Source organism: Ramlibacter monticola (genome assembly GCF_016722785.1).
In the GTDB taxonomy this organism is placed as follows: domain Bacteria; phylum Pseudomonadota; class Gammaproteobacteria; order Burkholderiales; family Burkholderiaceae_C; genus Ramlibacter; species Ramlibacter monticola.
On the sequence record NZ_JAEQNE010000005.1, the window covers coordinates 338,936 to 356,052 of the forward strand.

The 17,117-nt window shown below is 71.1% G+C and carries 16 protein-coding genes; 1 reads left to right on the forward strand and 15 read right to left on the reverse strand.

Annotated elements, in window-relative coordinates:
- Positions 1-8 precede the first annotated feature (8 nt).
- The 10 genes from JJ685_RS20415 to JJ685_RS20460 form a co-directional block, all read right to left on the reverse strand.
- Positions 9-1,118 carry a flagellar basal body P-ring protein FlgI gene (locus tag JJ685_RS20415; protein ID WP_201676169.1) on the reverse strand — a complete coding sequence of 370 codons (1,110 nt, stop codon included), beginning with the start codon at positions 1,116-1,118 and terminating at the stop codon, positions 9-11.
- Positions 1,119-1,129: 11 nt separating this feature from the next.
- Complete coding sequence (locus JJ685_RS20420) at positions 1,130-1,708, reverse strand: flagellar basal body L-ring protein FlgH (protein WP_201676170.1); 579 nt, start codon at positions 1,706-1,708, stop codon at positions 1,130-1,132.
- Positions 1,705-2,550 carry a flagella basal body P-ring formation protein FlgA gene (locus JJ685_RS20425; RefSeq protein ID WP_201676171.1) on the reverse strand — a complete coding sequence of 282 codons (846 nt, stop codon included), beginning with the start codon at positions 2,548-2,550 and terminating at the stop codon, positions 1,705-1,707. Before JJ685_RS20425 ends, JJ685_RS20420 begins: the two co-directional genes overlap by 4 nt.
- Entirely contained in the window at positions 2,547-3,329 is a 783-nt protein-coding gene (flgG, locus tag JJ685_RS20430) for a flagellar basal-body rod protein FlgG (RefSeq protein ID WP_201676172.1), read from the reverse strand. Before flgG ends, JJ685_RS20425 begins: the two co-directional genes overlap by 4 nt.
- Positions 3,330-3,362: 33 nt before the next feature.
- Positions 3,363-4,118, reverse strand: a complete 756-nt coding sequence (locus tag JJ685_RS20435) for a flagellar hook-basal body protein (protein ID WP_201676173.1) — start codon at positions 4,116-4,118, stop codon at positions 3,363-3,365.
- The gene (locus JJ685_RS20440; RefSeq protein ID WP_201676174.1) at positions 4,115-6,178 is read right to left on the reverse strand and encodes a flagellar biosynthesis protein FlhA; all 2,064 of its coding nucleotides are present in this window, start codon (positions 6,176-6,178) and stop codon (positions 4,115-4,117) included. Before JJ685_RS20440 ends, JJ685_RS20435 begins: the two co-directional genes overlap by 4 nt.
- On the reverse strand, positions 6,175-7,254 hold the full coding sequence (locus tag JJ685_RS20445) for an EscU/YscU/HrcU family type III secretion system export apparatus switch protein (RefSeq protein ID WP_201676175.1): 1,080 nt from the start codon (positions 7,252-7,254) through the stop codon (positions 6,175-6,177). The genes JJ685_RS20440 and JJ685_RS20445 overlap by 4 nt, the downstream gene beginning before the upstream one ends.
- Complete coding sequence (locus JJ685_RS20450) at positions 7,254-8,042, reverse strand: flagellar biosynthetic protein FliR (RefSeq protein ID WP_201676176.1); 789 nt, start codon at positions 8,040-8,042, stop codon at positions 7,254-7,256. Before JJ685_RS20450 ends, JJ685_RS20445 begins: the two co-directional genes overlap by 1 nt.
- Positions 8,043-8,053: 11 nt before the next feature.
- Positions 8,054-8,296 (reverse strand): flagellar biosynthetic protein FliQ, encoded by a 243-nt coding sequence (locus JJ685_RS20455; protein ID WP_236599136.1) that lies wholly within the window; start codon positions 8,294-8,296, stop codon positions 8,054-8,056.
- Between the two features lie 166 nt (positions 8,297-8,462).
- On the reverse strand, positions 8,463-8,873 hold the full coding sequence (locus JJ685_RS20460) for a response regulator (RefSeq protein ID WP_201676178.1): 411 nt from the start codon (positions 8,871-8,873) through the stop codon (positions 8,463-8,465).
- Positions 8,874-8,981: 108 nt separating this feature from the next.
- Here JJ685_RS20460 and JJ685_RS20465 point away from each other — a divergent pair, with 108 nt between their 5' ends.
- Positions 8,982-10,097 (forward strand): NADH:flavin oxidoreductase/NADH oxidase, encoded by a 1,116-nt coding sequence (locus tag JJ685_RS20465; RefSeq protein WP_201676179.1) that lies wholly within the window; start codon positions 8,982-8,984, stop codon positions 10,095-10,097.
- A gap of 197 nt (positions 10,098-10,294) precedes the next feature.
- On the opposite strand, the gene pgi is transcribed toward JJ685_RS20465, so the two are convergent.
- Genes pgi through JJ685_RS20490 form a run of 5 tightly spaced genes read right to left on the reverse strand, consistent with a single transcriptional unit; the run spans position 10,295 to position 17,095 of the window.
- Positions 10,295-11,836, reverse strand: coding sequence for a glucose-6-phosphate isomerase (pgi, locus tag JJ685_RS20470; RefSeq protein ID WP_201676180.1), 1,542 nt, complete (start codon positions 11,834-11,836; stop codon positions 10,295-10,297).
- 4 nt (positions 11,837-11,840) lie between these two features.
- Entirely contained in the window at positions 11,841-12,788 is a 948-nt protein-coding gene (gene tal / locus JJ685_RS20475; RefSeq protein ID WP_201676181.1) for a transaldolase, read from the reverse strand.
- Positions 12,789-12,795: 7 nt separating this feature from the next.
- The gene (locus tag JJ685_RS20480) at positions 12,796-13,863 is read right to left on the reverse strand and encodes an ABC transporter ATP-binding protein (RefSeq protein WP_201676182.1); all 1,068 of its coding nucleotides are present in this window, start codon (positions 13,861-13,863) and stop codon (positions 12,796-12,798) included.
- Positions 13,860-16,085, reverse strand: a complete 2,226-nt coding sequence (locus tag JJ685_RS20485; RefSeq protein ID WP_201676183.1) for an ABC transporter permease — start codon at positions 16,083-16,085, stop codon at positions 13,860-13,862. Before JJ685_RS20485 ends, JJ685_RS20480 begins: the two co-directional genes overlap by 4 nt.
- Positions 16,082-17,095, reverse strand: a complete 1,014-nt coding sequence (locus tag JJ685_RS20490; RefSeq protein ID WP_201676184.1) for an ABC transporter substrate-binding protein — start codon at positions 17,093-17,095, stop codon at positions 16,082-16,084. The genes JJ685_RS20485 and JJ685_RS20490 overlap by 4 nt, the downstream gene beginning before the upstream one ends.
- Positions 17,096-17,117 lie beyond the last annotated feature (22 nt).

Sequence of the window (17,117 nt, forward strand, 5' to 3'; positions counted from 1 at the left end):
ATCGCTCCTCATTGCACGACGAGCTCGCCGTGCAGGGCCCCGGCCGCCTTGACGGCGCGGAGGATGGAAATGATGTCGCGCGTACTGGTCTTCAGGCGCGCGAGCGACTGCACGAGATCTGACACGGTGCCGGCGCCGGCCAGGAAGCCGACCCCGTCCGGCTCCTCCACGTCGACCTGCGTGTTGGTGACCAGCGCGCTGACCACGCCGGGACCGGTGCGGCCGATGAACGCGGGCTGCGAGACGCTGTTCTGGCTGGCGATGAAGATCTTGAGGTCGCCGTGCGAGACCGCGATCCGGGAGATCCGCACGTCGCCTCCGGCGACCACGGTGCCCGTCCGCTCGTTGATCACCACCCGGGCGCGGCGATCCGGCTCCACGGCCACGTTCTCGATCCGGGCGAGGAACTCCACGAGCTCGTTGCGCAGGGCCGGCGGGATCTCGATCTCCACGCCCGAGGCATCCCGGGCGCGCGCGAGGCCGGGCCCGACCTGCGCGTCGATGGCGGCCGCCACCCGGCTCGCCGTGGTGTAGTCCGGCTCCGCGAGGACGAAGGTGACCTGGCTGAGCGGCGCCGTGCGGCCGGCCATGCCCACTTCGACGGTGGCCCCGTTGGGAATGGAGCCCGCGGTGGGATGGTTCTTCTGCACCACGTTGCCGTTGGCGTCATAGCGATGGCCCCCGACGGAGAGCGGACCCTGGGCGAGGGCGTAGATGCGGCCGTCCGGTCCGCGCAGCGCGGTCAGCAGCAGGTTGCCCCCGAGCAGGCTGCGCGCATCGCCACTGGAACTCACCGTCACGTCGAGGCCATCGCCTTCGCGCGCGAAGGCCGGCAGGGAGGCGCTCACCATCACGACGGCAACGTTGCGGCTGTTCACCTGCTCCGGCGCCACCGTGAGATTGAACTGGGACAGCACGTTGGACAGCGCCTGCCGCGTCGCGCGGTTGGCGGGCGAATCGCCCGTCCCGGCGAGCCCCGTCACGATGCCGGTTCCGACCAGCACGTTGTCGCGCCAGCCCTGCATCTTTCCGAGGTCCTTGACCCGCAAGGGCGCATCCTTCGCGGCGCAGGCGGACGCGAGCAGCCAGGCGAGGACCAGCAGGAGCGGACGAAGCATGCGCCGCATGGCTACAACCCCAGGGCGTCGAGCACCACGCGCCACCAGGCGCGCCGGCTCCGCTCCGTCAGGTCGCCCTCCCCGACGTAGGTGATGCGGGCCTGCGCGATGCGGGTGGAGTGCACGACGTTGCCCTCGCTGATGTCGGCCGGGCGCACCATGCCCTCCAGGGTGACCCGCTGCGCTTCCTCGTTCACGGTCACGGACTGCGTGCCGGCGATGCGCAGCTGGCCCCCGGGCAGCACTTCCTGCACGCTGACCGTCACCGTGGTGAGCAGCCGGCTGGTACGTTGCGTGCGGCCGCCGCCGTCGAACTCGCCCGCGGCAGCGAGGGCCGCCTGTCCTGCCTTGGTGCTCCCATGCGCCAGCTCCGCCTGCAGGCGGTTGCTGCGCCGGGTCCCGGTTTCGGCGCTGCTCGAGGCACTGGAGTTTTCGAAGACCTGCACCGTGAGCACGTCGCCGGGCCGGTAGGCCTTGTTGTCGGCGGTGAAACCGCGCCAGGCTTCTTCGCGGAACAGGCTCTGCGCATCCGCGCCGAGAGCGAGGACGCAAACGCCGGTGACGAACGCCGCATGGCAGAAGCGGCTCATGGCGCCAACTCCAGTTGCCCGGGCCCTGTCACGCGCGCGAAGACGATGGCGCCTCCACCCGGCGCCCGCACCCGCACTTGGTCGCCCACCCGGCCGTCCTGCAGCACGGCGACCTTGCTCTCCAGCGAGACGACGCCGTCACTGCTGCGCAGGGTCGCCCAGCCGCCGCGCTCCACCGACAGTGGCGAAGAGCGTGTCGGTCCGCGACGGGTGGCCACGGCGGAGACGCCGGAATCCATCGCGCCGGGAGAAACCGCCGCCTCCACCTCCACAGGCACCGGGACCGTCCCAAGAAAGGCGCCCTCGCTCCAGATGTCCACCCACACCAGCATGCGTTGGCGCAGGGCGGCGTCTTCCAGGGACCGCGCCCGCAACTGGACTTCGCCAGCCGGGATCGGGAGATCACGTGGCCAGCGCGCCGCGCGCACCTGGCCGGCGATGCCGCGCAGCGCCATGTAGTCACGCAGGGCCTGCGTCGCGACGACCGCGAGCTCGGCGCCCTTCAGCTGGCGCGTGGCGCGCGTGACACGGGCGGACTCGCTGCCGAGCCACACGACATCCGCCTCGAGGAGTCCCGTCGCGCGCCGCAACCACCCGGCCAGCAACTCCCGCCGCACGTACGCCGGCTGGCCGTCGCCGGGCACGCGCCCGATCGGCAGGTCGACCAGCTGGCGCATGAGTGCGAGTTCAGGGGAGTGCAGGCGCGCCACCTGGCCCAGCGAGACGGCGTCGCTACTCACTTCCGCCTCCGGCAGCAGCTCGATGCTGGCGCGTGGCGCAGCGAGCGCGCAACTGAAGCCCAGCGCGACGACGGCGGCGGCGAAGGAGGACCGGATCTTCATCGCCGCAGCCCGTTGATCATGCCGAGCATTTCGTCGGAGGCCTGCACCACCTTCACGCTCGCTTCATAGGCGCGCTGGGCGACCATGAGGTTCACCATCTCCTCGACCAACTTCACGTTGGAGCTCTCGAGCGCGCCCTGCACGAGCGTGCCCATGCCGTCCTCGCCGGGACGGCCGCCGATCGGCTCTCCGGACGCTTCCGTGGCGCGGTAGACGTTCGCGCCCTGCGCCAGCAGCCCTTGCGGCGAGGCGAAGCGTGCAAGTTCCAGCTGCCCCACGTCCACGGGGGTGGACTGCCCCGGCAGGCGAGCCTGCACGCGACCGGTAGCGGAGATCGTGATGGCTTCGGCGTTCTCCGGAATGGCCACTCCCGGCTTCAACGGCACGCCCGCCTGGGTCACCAGCTGGCCCTCGGCGCTGAGCTTCAGCGAGCCGCCGCGCGCGTAGGCGCGGGTGCCGTCCGGCATCGCCAGTTCGAGGAAGCCATCCCCCACGATGGCGAGGTCTAGCGGCGCCTCGGTCCTTCTCAGTTCGCCTGGGTCGAACACCTTGGCCGCGGCTGCGAGCTGGACGCCCGCGCCCACGCCGGCCGTCGCGAACACACCCGCGCCCGCCACATCGCGCCCGGGCTGCACGGCAGAGACCACCAGCTCGGAGAAACTGGTGCGGTTCTTCTTGAAACCGGCCGTGTTGACGTTCGCCAGATTGTTGGCGATGGCTTCGACGTGCGCCTGTTGCGCCTGCATGCCGGTGGCACCGATGGCGAGCGCATCAAACATGGACGACCTCCGCGTGGACCCAAGACTCCGGGCTCATGACGGCTCCCCCAGGCGACGGATGCTGGTGCCCAGCATCTCGTCGTAGCCCATGGCCACCTTCTGCATGGTTTCGAGGTGGCGCACCGACTGCAGCAGCTGCACCATTTCATGCATCGGCGCGACGTTCGAGTTCTCCAGGAAGCCCTGTTCCACCCGCGTACTGCCCTCGGGCGCTGCGGCTGCCTCGCCGTGCAGCAGGAGCAGTCCGTCGCCGAGCCTCTCGACGCGCACGGAAGGCTCGAACTGCACGATGCGCAGTTGCCCGACCGGCTGCGCGCCCGGCCCGGCGTCGCCCTCGAAGACGCGTCCGCTAGCATCGATCACAGGCTTGCCCTGCACCAGCTGGATCTCGCCGCCGGCACCCATCACCGGATGGCCCTGGGGCGTCACGATGCGGCCGCGCGCGTCGAGCCGGAAATTGCCCTGGCGGGTGTAGGCCGCGCCGGATTCCGTCCGCACCTCGAACCAGCCCGGGCCCGCCAGCGCGAGGTCCAGCGCCTGCCCCGTGGACTTCAGCGTTCCCGGGCGGGCGTCCACGTGCAGCGCACGCAAGGATTCCGGTGCGACGCCGTCCCCAGCCAGGAGCCCTTGCTGCACGCCGCGGTCCACGCGCGCGGCGAACGGCAGGGTCAGGCCGACCTCACGCTTGAAGCCGGGGGTCTGCACGTTGGCCAGGTTCATGGCCACGTGGTCCAGCCGCGCAAGATCGGCATGCATGCTGCCCAGGACCAGGGAGAGGATTTCGTTCATGCACTGCCTCCCTCGCGCACGGTCACGGTGCCCCACGACTTCAGCTCGATGGCGTGCGGAATCTCCGCCATCGAGAGCACGCGAAGGTGGGGCAGGCCGCGCTCGGACAGGGAGCGCAGGTAGCGCCGCAACTCCGGCGCGCACAGCAGCACCGGCAGCAGGTTGCTCTTCATCATTCGTTCGGCCTGCTGCACCAGCTGCAGCAGGAGTTTTTCGAGCAGCTTCGGCTCGATCAGCGGCGCACCGGAGGCCGCGCCCTCGCGCCGCGCCGCCTGCACGCCCTGCAGCAGGCGGCCTTCGATGACGGGGTCGAGCGTCAGCACGTGCAAGGCGCCGGCGCCGCCCGCCAGGCCCTGGCAGATGCTGTGCCCCAGGCGCTGGCGCACGCATTCGGTGAGTTGCGCGGCATCCTTGGTGCCGCGGCCGGCATCCGCCAGCGTCTCCAGGATGGCCTCCAGGTTGCGGATGGAGACCTTCTCGCGCAACAGGTTCTGCAGGACCTTCTGCACGTCGCCAACGGACAGCACGGTCGGCACAAGCTCCTCCACCAGCGAGGGCTGCGACTGCCGCACGCGGGCCAGCAGGCGGTCTGTTTCGGCACGCGTGAGCAGCGTGGCCGCCTCGCGCCGCAGCAACTCCGTGAGGTGGGTCATGAACACCGTGGGCCCGTCGACCAGCGTGTAGCGGGCGGCCGCGGCCTGGTCGCGACGCGACGGATCGATCCAGACGGCGGGCAGGCCGTAAGTGGGATCGCGGGTCGCCTCCCCGACGACGGCGCCCTGGTCACCGGCCGGATGGATCGCAAGCAACTGGCCGGGGCGCACCTCGCCGCGCCCGGCCAGCACGCCATCCACGGACACCTCGTAGGCATCGGGATGGAGCTGGGCGCCGGCACGGAAGCGGATCGGCGGGATCACCAGCCCCAGTTCCTGCGCATGCTGGCTGCGCAGGGCCGCGATGCGCTCCTGGAACAGCGCCCCGCTCTCCCCGACCTGCAGTGCCCAGCGGCTACCGACCCGCACTTCCACGGCCTCGACGGCCATCTGCGCGTAGGGGTCGATGCTCGTGGTTGGCACGGCACCGGGCTGCTCTTCCTGCGCCCCGCCTTGCGCCCGCCGGGCCCACCACGCCACCAGCACGGCCGCCCCGAACAGCGCGGACGCAGGCAGCAGCGGGATTCCCGGCAGGAACAGCAGCGCCGCGAGTGCGCAGGCCACCAGCACCAGCGTCTTGGGGAAGGCCGTCACCTGGCGCAGCGCCTGCTGGCCCAGGTTGCCGTCGGAGGCCGAACGGGTCACGATGATCCCGGTGCCCACCGCGATCACCAGCGCCGGGACCTGCGTGACGATGCCGTCCCCGATGGTCAGCAGCGTATAGACCTGAAGGGCCTGCGCCCAGGGCATCTTGTGCTGCAGCACGCCGATGACGAGGCCCCCGACGATGTTGATCAGGAGCACCAGGATCCCGGCGATGGCATCGCCCTTGACGAATTTGCTCGCCCCGTCCATTGCGCCGTAAAAACCCGCTTCCTTTTCCAACTGGCGGCGGCGCCGCTGGGCCTCGGCCTGATTGATGAAGCCCATGTTCAGGTCGGCGTCGATGCTCATTTGCTGGCCCGGCATGCTGTCCAGCGTGAAGCGCGCCGCCACCTCGGAGACCCGCTGGGCGCCGCTGGAGACCACCACGAACTGCACCACGACCAGGATGAAGAAAACGATCAGGCCCACGACGAAGTTGCCCGCCACCACGTGCGAACCGATCGCCGCGATCACGCGGCCGGCGTCGCCTTCCGCCAGGATCAGGCGGGTGGCGGCCACGTTCAGGGACAGGCGGAACAGCGTCGCCAGCAGCAGCAGCGACGGGAAGGTAGAGAAATCCACCGGCCGCGCCATCGAGAAGGTGAGCAGCAGAAGCAGGAAGGCGAAGCTGAAGTTGGCAAGGATCAGGAAGTCCAGCAGGCCGCGCGGGATCGGCAGGAACAGCACCAGCAGCACACCCAGCAGCGCGAGCACCATAGCCACGTCGGTGTGGCGGGCGAGAAAGCGGCGGATCGCGCTCATCCGGCTTCCCTCCCGGCCTGCTGCCGCCGCATCGCCAGCACCCACACGATGATCCGCGCGACTTCGGCGTGGAAGTCGGCCGGGAGGTAGTCGTCCAGCGTCGCTTCGCGGAACAGGCGGCGGGCCAGCGGCGGGTTCTGGACGACGACGACCCGGTGGCGGGCGGCAATCTCACGCATCGCCGCGGCCAGTTGCCCGGCCCCTTTCGCAACCACGCGCGGCGCGGGCATCTCGCCGTGCGCGTAGCGCAGCGCCACGGCGTAGTGCGTCGGGTTCGTGAGCACCACGTCGGCATCGCGGGTGTTCTTCAGCGCGCGGCTACGCCGCAGCATCTCGCGCCGCAGTTCGCGCAGCCGGGCACGGATGCGGGGATCGCCCTCGCGGTTGCGGAATTCCTCCTTCAGCTCGCGGCGGCTCATGCGCATGCGCCCCGCGAATTCCCGGCGCGTGAAGGCGAGGTCAGCCGCGGCGACCAGCGCCAGGGCCAGGGCCAGCTTCCAGCCCAGTCCCGCAGCATCGACCAGCAGCACACGCACGAATTCCGCCGGCGGCAGCGCGGCGAGGCCGGCGAACTCGGGCAACAGGCTGCGCAGCGCGAGCCAGGCAACGACCGTGAGCAGCACCAGCTTGACCACGGCCCGTGCCGCTTCGAACAGCGTGCGCAAGGAGAAGATGCGGCGCAAGCCCTGCCCGGGATGCAGGCGAGTGAAGTCGGGGCGCAGCGGCTCGAACGAGAGCACCATGCCCGACTGGGCGATGGAGGCGACGACGGCTGCCAGTCCCGCGGCCAGGAACAGGGGCCACAGCACGGAGGCTGCGCCGGCCGCGACCTCCGCCGCCAACGCCCAGGCCGACGTCGCATCCGTCGCCTGAGCGAGGCGAGTGAAAGGCAGCCGCGCGATGCGCAGCAGCGCCTGCCAGGCGCCCAGGCCCAGTGCCGCCAGCCAGCCCACGGCCGCGAGAAAGACGGCGCAGGCCACCACCTCGGCGCTGCGCGGCGTCCGCCCCTGCTCGCGCGCCTTCTGCAGCTTGAAGGGCGTCGCGGCTTCGCTGCGATCGAGGTCCTGCTCCGCCATCAGCGTGCTCCCGCCGCCAGCCAGGCCGTCCAGGTGCGGTAGATGCCTGCGTACAGGCGCCCCGCCGGGGCGCCGAACGCGCCGGCCCAGGCCCAGAGGGCCAGCAGGCCCGCCACGATCTTGACCGGCACCCCCAGCACCAGCATGTTCAGCTGCGGCAGGTTGCGCGCGATCACGCCGAGGGCGAAGTCCACCAGCAGCAGCCCGAGCACGATCGGCGCGGCCAGCGCGAAGCCCAGGGTGAACAGGGCCGCGGCCTCACGGGCGATCGCCTCGGCCGCTCCCGCGAGCGACGGGGACTGCCCCACCGGGAAGCGCTCCACGCTGTAGGCAATGCCGCGCAGCAGCGCGTGATGGCCGTTGACGAGGAAGAAGAACACGGCCGCGAACAGCGCGAAGATCGACGACAGCACCGGCATGCGGCTGCGCGTGAGGGGGTCGAAGACCTGGGCGATGCCGAAGCCCACCTGCACGTCCACCAGCCGCCCCGCCAGCCCGAAGCCGGCGAAGGCCATGAGCACCCCGAGGCCCAATGTGGCGCCCACGGTCACCTCGCGCAGCAGGGCCTGCAGCAGGGGGCCGGGCTCCTGCGGCACGGTGGCCGGGCTGCCGGCAAACGGCAGGGCGATCACGCAGGAGAAACCCAGGGTCACCAGCACCCGCACCAGCAGCGGCATGGACGCCGCGTACAGCAGCGGCGTCATCAACAGCAGCGCCGCGATGCGCGCCGACAGCAGCAGCATGGTCACGATCCAGTCGGGGCCCAGGAGCGACACGATGGCGTTCATGCGCCGCTCCTTCACGTCAGCGCGGGGATCTGCGTCCAGAGCAACAGCGCGAAGCCGCACAGCTTGCGCAGCATCCAGGGCCCGAAGGCGATCACGGCGACGGCCGCGGCGAACAGCTTCGGCACGAAACTCAGGGACATTTCCTGAATCTGGGTGACGACCTGCGCGATGCTCACGAGAAGGCCCACCAGCAGCGTGATGCCCAGCACCGGAAGGCACACCACCAGCCCGGTCCAGAACAGGTCCGCCGTCATCCGCATAGCGAGATCACCGTGCATCGCATTCCCCCTGGCATCGTCGTGAAGGGGCACTTTGCGCGCCGCGCGCAAGCTCGTTGAGTGAGCGAATTCACAGGAGCCGATCACAATCGGCCCCGCGCAGTTGAAGGAGGCGGACGGGGGCCGCGCGGGCCCGGATGCGCTATGCGGGAGACAGCAGGAGCAGCAGGGCGCTCAGCATCACCGGCTTCACCAGGAAGTGATCGAAGCCGGCGAGCTCCGCCGCCTCGCGGTCCAGGGCGTTGTCCGAGCCGGTCAGCGCGACCAGCTTCATGTCACGCCGGTCCACCTGCTGGCGGACGCGCGTGCAGGCGAGCACCCCGCCCATGCGGGGCATGTGCAGGTCGAGGATCACGCAAGGCGGCCGCTCCCGCAGCGCGACGGCCACGCCTTCGTCGCCGTCGTAGGCCACCAGCGTGCGGTAGCCCGCCAGCTGCAGCAGCTCGCAGAGGGTGTCCGCGGTGCCGCGGTCGTCGTCGACGACGAGCACCGTGCGGGCTCGCGCGGGATCGGCTGGCGCGTCGGACTGCATGGCGCTCGTGCGGAGAGACATGGGGGGCGCGGCGAGGAACTCCCTGCATTGTGTGCTGCGCGCCGATTTCCGTGGGCCGGCACGGGTCGCCCCGTCGCTGCTTTAATGCCGGCAGGGAAAAAGGAGCCTATGACCCACCTGTTCGACCCGCTGCAGCTCGGCAAGCTGCGCCTGGCCAACCGTATCGTCATCGCGCCGATGTGCCAGTACTCCGCCGACGAGGGCAGCGCGACGGATTGGCACATGGTCCACCTGGGCCACCTCGCGCTCTCCGGCGCCGGCCTGCTGGTCATCGAAGCCACCGCCGTCTCCGCCACCGGCCGCATCTCGCCGGAGGACCTCGGGCTCTATTCCGATGCGAACGAAGCCGCGCTGCAACGCGTGCTGGCCGCCGTGCGGCGGCATTCCCCCATGCCCGTGGCCATCCAGCTCGCGCATGCGGGCCGCAAGGCCTCCAGCCGCGCCCCCTGGGAAGGCGGCTCGCAGATCCGCCCCGACGCGCCGCGCGGCTGGGTCGCCGAAGCGCCTTCGGCCGTGCCGCACTCGCCGGACGAAGTGCCGCCGGTGGCGCTGGACCGCACCGGGCTCGCGCGCGTGCGCGACGCCTTCGCGCACGCCGCGGCGCGCGCCGGCCGCCTGGGCCTGGAGGGCATCGAGCTGCATGCCGCGCACGGCTATCTGCTGCACCAGTTCCTCTCGCCGCTGGCGAACCAGCGCGAGGACGAATACGGCGGCAGCCTGGTGAACCGCATGCGCTTCCCGCTCGAGGTGTTCGATGCGGTGCGCGCGGCCTTCCCCGCCGACAGGCCGGTGTGGACCCGCGTGTCGGCCGCCGACTGGGTGCCGGGCGGCTGGGACGTGGACGACACGATCGCCTTCGCGCAGGCATTGAAGGCGCGTGGCTGCGCGGCCGACCACGTGTCCAGCGGCGGCGTGTCGCCGGCGCAGAAGATCGCCCTGGGCCCCGGCTACCAGGTGCCGTTCGCGCAGCGGATCAAGGAGGCCGTGGGCCTGCCCACCATCGCGGTGGGCCTGATCACGGACGCAGCGCAGGCCGACCGGATCGTCCGCGACGGCCAGGCCGACGCCATCGCGCTGGCCCGCGCCATGCTGTACGACCCGCGCTGGCCCTGGCACGCAGCGGCGCAGCTCGGCGCGCAGGTGGCCGCGCCGAAACAGTACTGGCGCAGCCAGCCCCGCGAGCACAAGGACCTGTTCGCCGGCGCCCATTTCGGCCAGCGCTGACCCGCCTGGGAACCCAGGCTCCTTAGCACAGGCCCGGCAGGCGCCTTCTCACAGCTTTCGTGGAGAACGTTGTGGACAACCGTGTGGAAGGTGCCGCGAGGCCGCGCCGGCATTGGCTTCCGACGCGGTGATGCATCCGTAGGCAGTTGCTGTCCGAAGCTGACTGCATCCTCCGGCGCGAGCGCGGCAGTGGCGCCTCAGGGTCGAAGGCGCCGCAGCAGGCCGGCCGTGGAGGCGTCGAGCCCCTCGGTGGCGCCCGCTTGCAGGCGCCCGGCCAGGTCGGTCGCGAGCACCTTGCCCAGTTCCACGCCCCACTGGTCGAAGCTGTCGATGCCCCACACGCTGCCGCTGGTGAACACGCGGTGCTCGTACAGGGCGATCAGCGCCCCCAGCGACTCGGGCGTGAGCGCATCCAGCACGAAGAAGGTGCTGGGCCGGTTGCCCGTGAAGTTGCGGTGGCCGCCCGGGTCCACCCGCCCCTGCATCAGCGCCTGCGCCTGCGCGAGCGCGTTGGCCAGCAGCAGTTCGTGGTGGCCGGGGATCCGGTGCGCCGGCTCGCGCACCGCGAAGAACTCGACCGGCACGCGCTCGGTGCCCTGGTGCAGCATCTGGAAGTAGGCGTGCTGGCCATTGGTGCCGGCCTCGCCCCACAGCACCGGCGAGGTGTCGAAGGGCAACGGCTGGCCCTGCGCGTCGACACCCTTGCCGTTGCTCTCCATCTCCAGCTGCTGCAGGTAGGCCGGGAAGCGGCGCAGCGCACTGTGGTAGGGCGCGATGCTGCGGCTGCCGAAGCGGTGGAAGTCGCGGTACCACACGTCGAGCAGGCCCAGGCGCGCCGGCAGGTTGCGCTCCAGCGGCTCGGTGCGGAAGTGCTGGTCCATCGCGTGGGCGCCCGCCAGGAAGGCCTGGAAGCGCCCGGCGCCGATGGCGATCGCCAGCGGCAGGCCGATGGCCGACCACAGCGAATAGCGCCCGCCCACCCAGTCCCAGAAGCCGAAGGTGGTGGCGATGCCGAACTGGCGCGCCGCCTCCACGTTGGTGGTGAGGGCGGCAAAGTGGCGCGCAACGTCCGACCCGCCCTGCTGCTGGAACCAGACGCGGGCGCTGCGCGCGTTGGTCATCGTCTCCAGCGTCGTGAAGGTCTTGGAGGCGATCAGGAACAGCGTGCGCTCCGGCCGCAGCGGCTGCAGCACCGCGTCCAGCTCGTGGGCGTCGATGTTGGAGACGAAGTGGAAGCGCTTGCCGCGGATGCGGAAGGCGTCGAGGGCGGCCACCGCCATCTGCGGCCCCAGGTCGGAGCCGCCGATGCCGATGTTGACCACGTCGGTGATGTCGGCGTCGGCCCGCACGTGCTCGGCGTACGCGAGCATCGCCTCCAGCGTCTCGTGCACGGCCACCGAGTCCGGGGCCTGCGCGTCGCGCGGCGCCCGCAGCAGCCAGTGCTTGACGGCGCGGTTCTCGGTGTTGTTGATGCGCTCGCCGGCGAACATCGCGGCCCGGTGCGCCTCCAGGCCGGAATCGCGCCCCAGCGCCAGCAGCAGCTGCTCGGTGCCCGCGTCGACCAGGTTCTTCGACAGGTCCGCGAACACGTGCGGCGCCTGCAGGCTGAAGCGGGTGAAGCGATCCGGGTCCTGCGCGAACGCGTCGCGCAGGTCGAAGGACGAACCCGCGGTGCGGAAGCGCTCCTGCAGCTGCCCCCAGGCGGCCGTGCGGTCGCAGCGCGTGCGTGCGGCGCTCATGGCGTCAGGCGGCCCGGATCAGCTTTTCCAGCTTCACCGCGTCGACGGCGAAGGTGCGGATGCCTTCGGCCAGCTTCTCGCTGGCCATCACGTCCTCGTTGAGCGCCCAGCGGAAGCCCTTCTCGTCGTACTGCACGCGTTCGATGTCGGCGCCCAGGGCTTCGTCGCGGTCCAGCGAGCGCAACACCGGCAGGTCCGAGGCGGCAAGCTGCGCCAGCAGCTCGGGGCTGATGGTCAGCAGGTCGCAGCCGGCCAGCGCCAGGATCTGGCCCACGTTGCGGAAGCTCGCGCCCATCACCTCGGTGGCGATGCCGTAGCGCTTGTAGTAGGTCCAGATCTGGCGCACGGAGCGCACGCCCGGGTCCGACGCGCCGGAATTGGCGACCTCGTTCCAGGCCTCGCCGGCCGCCTTCCTGTACCAGTCGTAGATGCGGCCCACGAAGGGCGAGATCAGCTTCACCTTCGCCTGCCCGCAGGCCACGGCCTGGCAGAACGAGAACAGCAGGGTCAGGTTGCAGTTGATGCCCTCCTGCTGCAGCTGCGCCGCCGCCTGGATACCTTCCCAGGTGGAAGCCACCTTGATCAGGACGCGTTCGGCGGGAATGCCCGCCGCGCGGTACAGCTCGATGATGCGCCGGCCGCGGGCGACGCTGCCGGCGGCGTCGAAGCTCAGTCGGGCATCGACTTCGGTCGACACGCGGCCCGGGATGTGCTGCAGGATCTCGGTGCCGAAGCGCACCAGCAGCCGGTCCATGATCTCGTCGAGGGGCTCCTGGCGGTGCTGGTGCACCGTCTCCTGGAGCAGGTGCGCGTACTCCGCCTTCTGCACCGCCTTGAGGATCAGCGAGGGATTGGTCGTCGCGTCCTGCGGGTGGTATTGCGCAAGCTGGCGGAAGTCGCCGGTGTCCGCCACGACCGTGGTGTACTGCTTCAGGGCTTCGAGCTGGTTCATGGCCCGATTATCCGGCGCGCGCCCGGGCTCGGGGAGCCGGCACGATGGCCACGCCGTGGCTCGCCAACTGCAGGCCGACGGCGCTGCCAATGCCGAGCGCGTGGCCCACGTCGGGCGAGACGACGAAGACGGGGCCCAGCTCCGTCTCGAAGGTGTACTCGTAGCTGCTGCCGAGATAGGACAGCTTGGCGAGCCGGGCGTCCAGGCCCTGCCCCGGCGGGACGACGTGCCAGGCCTCGGGCCGCACCGCGACCGTCACCGGACCGGCGGGCGCCGGCCGCCGCGGCGCGATGCGCAGCGGCCCCAGCAGCACCTGGCCCTCCGCATCGGCCTGCGCCGGGAACAGCGAGGCTTCGCCCATGAAGGCCGCGACGAACTCGCTCGCCGGCGACTCGTACAGTTCCTGCGGCGTGCCGCGCTGGGCGATCGCGCCCCGGTCCATCACGACGATCCGGTCGCTCACCGCCAGCGCTTCGCTGCGGTCGTGCGTGACGTAGGCCACGGTGAGCCGCAGCCGCTGCTGCAGCGATCGGATCTCCTCGCGCATCTCGCGGCGCAGGCGCGTATCGAGGTTGGACAACGGCTCGTCGAACAGCAGCACCTCCGGCTGCAGCACCAGCGCCCGGGCCAGGGCCACGCGCTGCTGCTGGCCGCCGGAGAGTTCGCTGGGCAGACGGGCCTCCAGGTCCACCAGGCCCACCCCGTGCAGCGCCTCGACGGCGCGCCGCCGCGCCTCCGCCGGGGCCATGCCGGACATGCGCAGGCCGTAGCTGACGTTCTCCACCACGTCCATGTGCGGGAACAGGGCGTAGCTCTGGAACACCATGCTGACGTTGCGCTGCGCCGGGCCCAGCCCGGTCACGTCGCGTCCGCCGATCAGGATGCGGCCCGCGCTGGGCGTCTCCAGGCCGGCGATGAGCCGCAGCGTCGTGGTCTTGCCGCAGCCCGAAGGGCCGAGGATGGTCGTGAGCGTGCCGCGCGGGATCTCGAAGCTGATGCCGTCGACGGCCGCCGGGCCCGCCGGGTCGTCGCCATAGCGCTTGGTCACCGCGCGGAACTCGATGCCCGCCGTCATGCCGCCGCTCCCGCCACGGGCCGCGGCAGCGCCGCCGCGCGTCGCCCGAGACGCCGCTCCCCGACCAGCCACTGGATCGCCGCGGTGGCGAGCGACATCATCACGATCAGCACCGTGCAGTAGGCCAGCGCCACGCCATAGTCGCCGTTGCCCACGCGCCCGAGGATGTAGGTGGTCGCCAGTTCGTTTTCCGCCGTGACGAGGAAGATCACGGCCGACACGGTGGTGATCGCGCGCACGAAGCTGTAGACCAGCGCGGCGACCAGCGCCGGCTTCAGCAGCGGCAGCACGACGTGGCGCAGGGTCTGCAGCGTGGAGGCGCGCAGCATCAGCGAAGCTTCGTCCAGCGAGGCGTCGATCTGGTGCAGGGCCGCCGTGCCGGCGCGCACGCCGACCGGCAGGTTGCGGAACACGAAGCACAGCATGATGATCAGGGCCGTGCCGGTCAGCTCGAAGGGCGGCACGTTGAAGGCGAGGATATAGCTCACCCCCAGCACCGTGCCCGGGATCGCGAAGGCGAGCAGGGCGGAAAACTCGAACAGCCCCTGGCCGCGGAAGCTCGTGCGCGCGAGCAGCCACGCGACCAGCAGGCCGAGCGCCGCCGTCACGGGCGCCGACAGGGCGGCCAGCTTCAGGGTGGTGAAGAAGGAGTTCCAGGCCGTGCCGGCCCACACGAACCCGAACGCGCCCCACTCCAGCGCGAAGGCGGTGCGGAAGTGCGCCAGCGTCGGCGTGTAATCGCGGCCCCAGGTCTGCACGAAGCCGCCGGCGAAGGCGAATGCGTACAGCAGGCAGGTGAAGGCGAGCCACGGCAGCGCGACGGCGTTCACCAGCCGGCGCACGTGGGCCGGCAAGGGCATGGGCACGCCGGCGTCGCCCTTGCCCGCCACCGTGGTGTAGCGGCGCCGGCCCAGGGCCTGCCGCTGCAAGGCGAAGGCGCCCAGCGCGAACAGCGTCAGCAGCCACGCCAACGAAGCGGCGCGGCCCTGGTCGTACTGCGCCCCGACGATCGCGAAGAAGATCTCGGTCGAGAGCACGGAGAACTGCCCGCCCACCACGATGGGATTGCCGAAATCCGCCATGCTCTCGATGAAGCCGACCAGGAAGGCATTGGCGAGCCCGGGCCGCAGCAGCGGCAGCGTGATCGTCGCGAAGGTGCGGCGCGCGTCGGCGTGCAGCGTCTGCGCCGCCTCCTCCAGGCTGGGCGAGACGCCTTGCACCACGCCGCGCATGGTCAGGAAGGCGATCGGCGTGAAGGCGAAGGTCTGCGCGACCCACACGCCCAGCCCGCCGTAGAACCAGCGCGAGGGCGGCACGCCGAAGGCGGCCTCCAGCAGCTGGTTGACGAGGCCGGCGCGCCCGAACAGCAGGATCAGCCCCAGCCCCACCACGAAGGGCGGCGTGATGATCGGCAGCAGCGCCAGTACGTTCAGCGGCTTCGCGTAGCGCCGCGCGCCGCGCTCCGCCAGCAGGGCCATCAGGGTTCCCAGCAGCGTGGTGCTGGTCGCGGTGAGCAGCCCGAGGAACAGCGTGTTCCAGGCGACGCCGCAGCGCACCCCGCCCCACAGGCACTGCAGGCCCCAGTTGCGCTCGCTTGCGATGCGGACGGCGAACGCGGCCAGCGCGAGCCGCCCGTCCTCGTCGACGAAGGCGCCCGCCAGCGCCTTCAGCACCGGGAACACGATGAACAGCCCCAGCAGGGCTGCGCAGGTGACGACAGCGGCCGCGACGAACAGGTCGCCGCGGAACAGCCCGCGGCGCGCGAGTCCGAAGGCGCCGAGCACGACCAGCGCCAGCAACGCCAGCACGGCGCCCCAGCCCATGCCGAACTGCTGCAGCGCGAGCTCGCCGAACCAGGCCTGGAGCACGGCGAAGTTCCAGCCCTTCGCGCCGACGGCGAAGCCGCCGGCCAGCAGGGCCAGCGCGCCGCCGAATCCGCCGGCAACGAGCAGCAGGCCCTGCCGCCGGCCCGGCGGCAGCAGCGCGGCCGCGCCGCAGAGGAGCAGCCCCGCCAGTCCCGCCAGCAGCCACGGGCGGCCGAACACGGTCGCCTGCAGGATGCCGTTGGCCGCATCCTGCGCGCCCCAGCTTCGCGTGACGGCCAGCAGGCCGTTCGCGTCCTGCAGCGCGTACCAGGGAAAGAGCAGGTAGCCGGCCAGGCCGGCGGCGAGCCAGGCCCACAGGGGCGCACCGGGCTGGCGCAGGAGGGCCGGAGGCGTCACCGCGGCTGCGAATTGACTTCCTTCTCCCAGCGCGCGATCAGGCGCCGGCGCTCTGCGCTGGCGCCGTACTTCGCGTAGTCGTAGTCGACGAAGCGGATCTTGCGGAAGTCCGGCACCCGCTCATCCACCTTCGCGGACTTGTTGCTCGGGAGCTGGAAGGACTTGGCCGCCGCCGCCATCTCCTGCGCGGCGGGGCTCAACGCCCACTCGTAGAACTTCTTCGCGGCCTCGAGGTTGCGCGCGCCCTTCACGAGGCTCATGGAGCCGATCTCGGCGCCGGTGCCGTCGGCGGGCGTGACTGTTTCGACCGGGAAGCCCTGCATCTTCTCGCCCGGGCCGTCGTGCACGAAGCTGATCGAAAGCGCCGTCTCGCCGCGCGCCACCGCCTTGATCGGCGCCGTGCCGGAACGCGGATAGCTGCCGACGTTGCGGTGCAGGCCCTTGAGGTAGTCGAAGGCCTTCTCCTCGCCCATCAGCTGCACCAGCGTGGCGATCATGGTGTAGGCCGTGCCGCTGGAGGCGGGGTTGGCCACCTGCACCTCGCCCTTGTATTCGGGCTTGAGCAGGTCGGCCCACGTCCTGGGCACCGGCAGCTTCTTCTTCGCGAGCAGTTCGGGGTTGTAGCCGAAGCCGAGCGGGCCCGAGTAGATGCCCACCGTGCGCCAGTTCGACTGCTTCGCCTGCTGCTGCGCCCACGCGTGCAGCTGCGGCAGCGTCGGCGACCTGTATTCGAGGGTGAGGCCCTGCTCCGCCGCCTGCAGATGCGGGTCGCCGGTGCCGCCGAACCAGACGTCCGTCTTCGGATTCTCCTTTTCCGCGATCAGCTGCGCGAGCGCCTCGCCCGAGCCCTTCATGGTGACGTTCACCCGCGTGCCCGTGGTGCGCGCATAGACGGTGGAGATCATGTTGCACCACTCCGCCTGCACCGAGCAGATCACGTTGACCTGGCCCTGCGCCGCGGCCGCGGCTGCCGACACGGCCAGTCCCAGGCCGAAACACCACTTGCGCATCGCCCCTCCTCGTAACGGAATT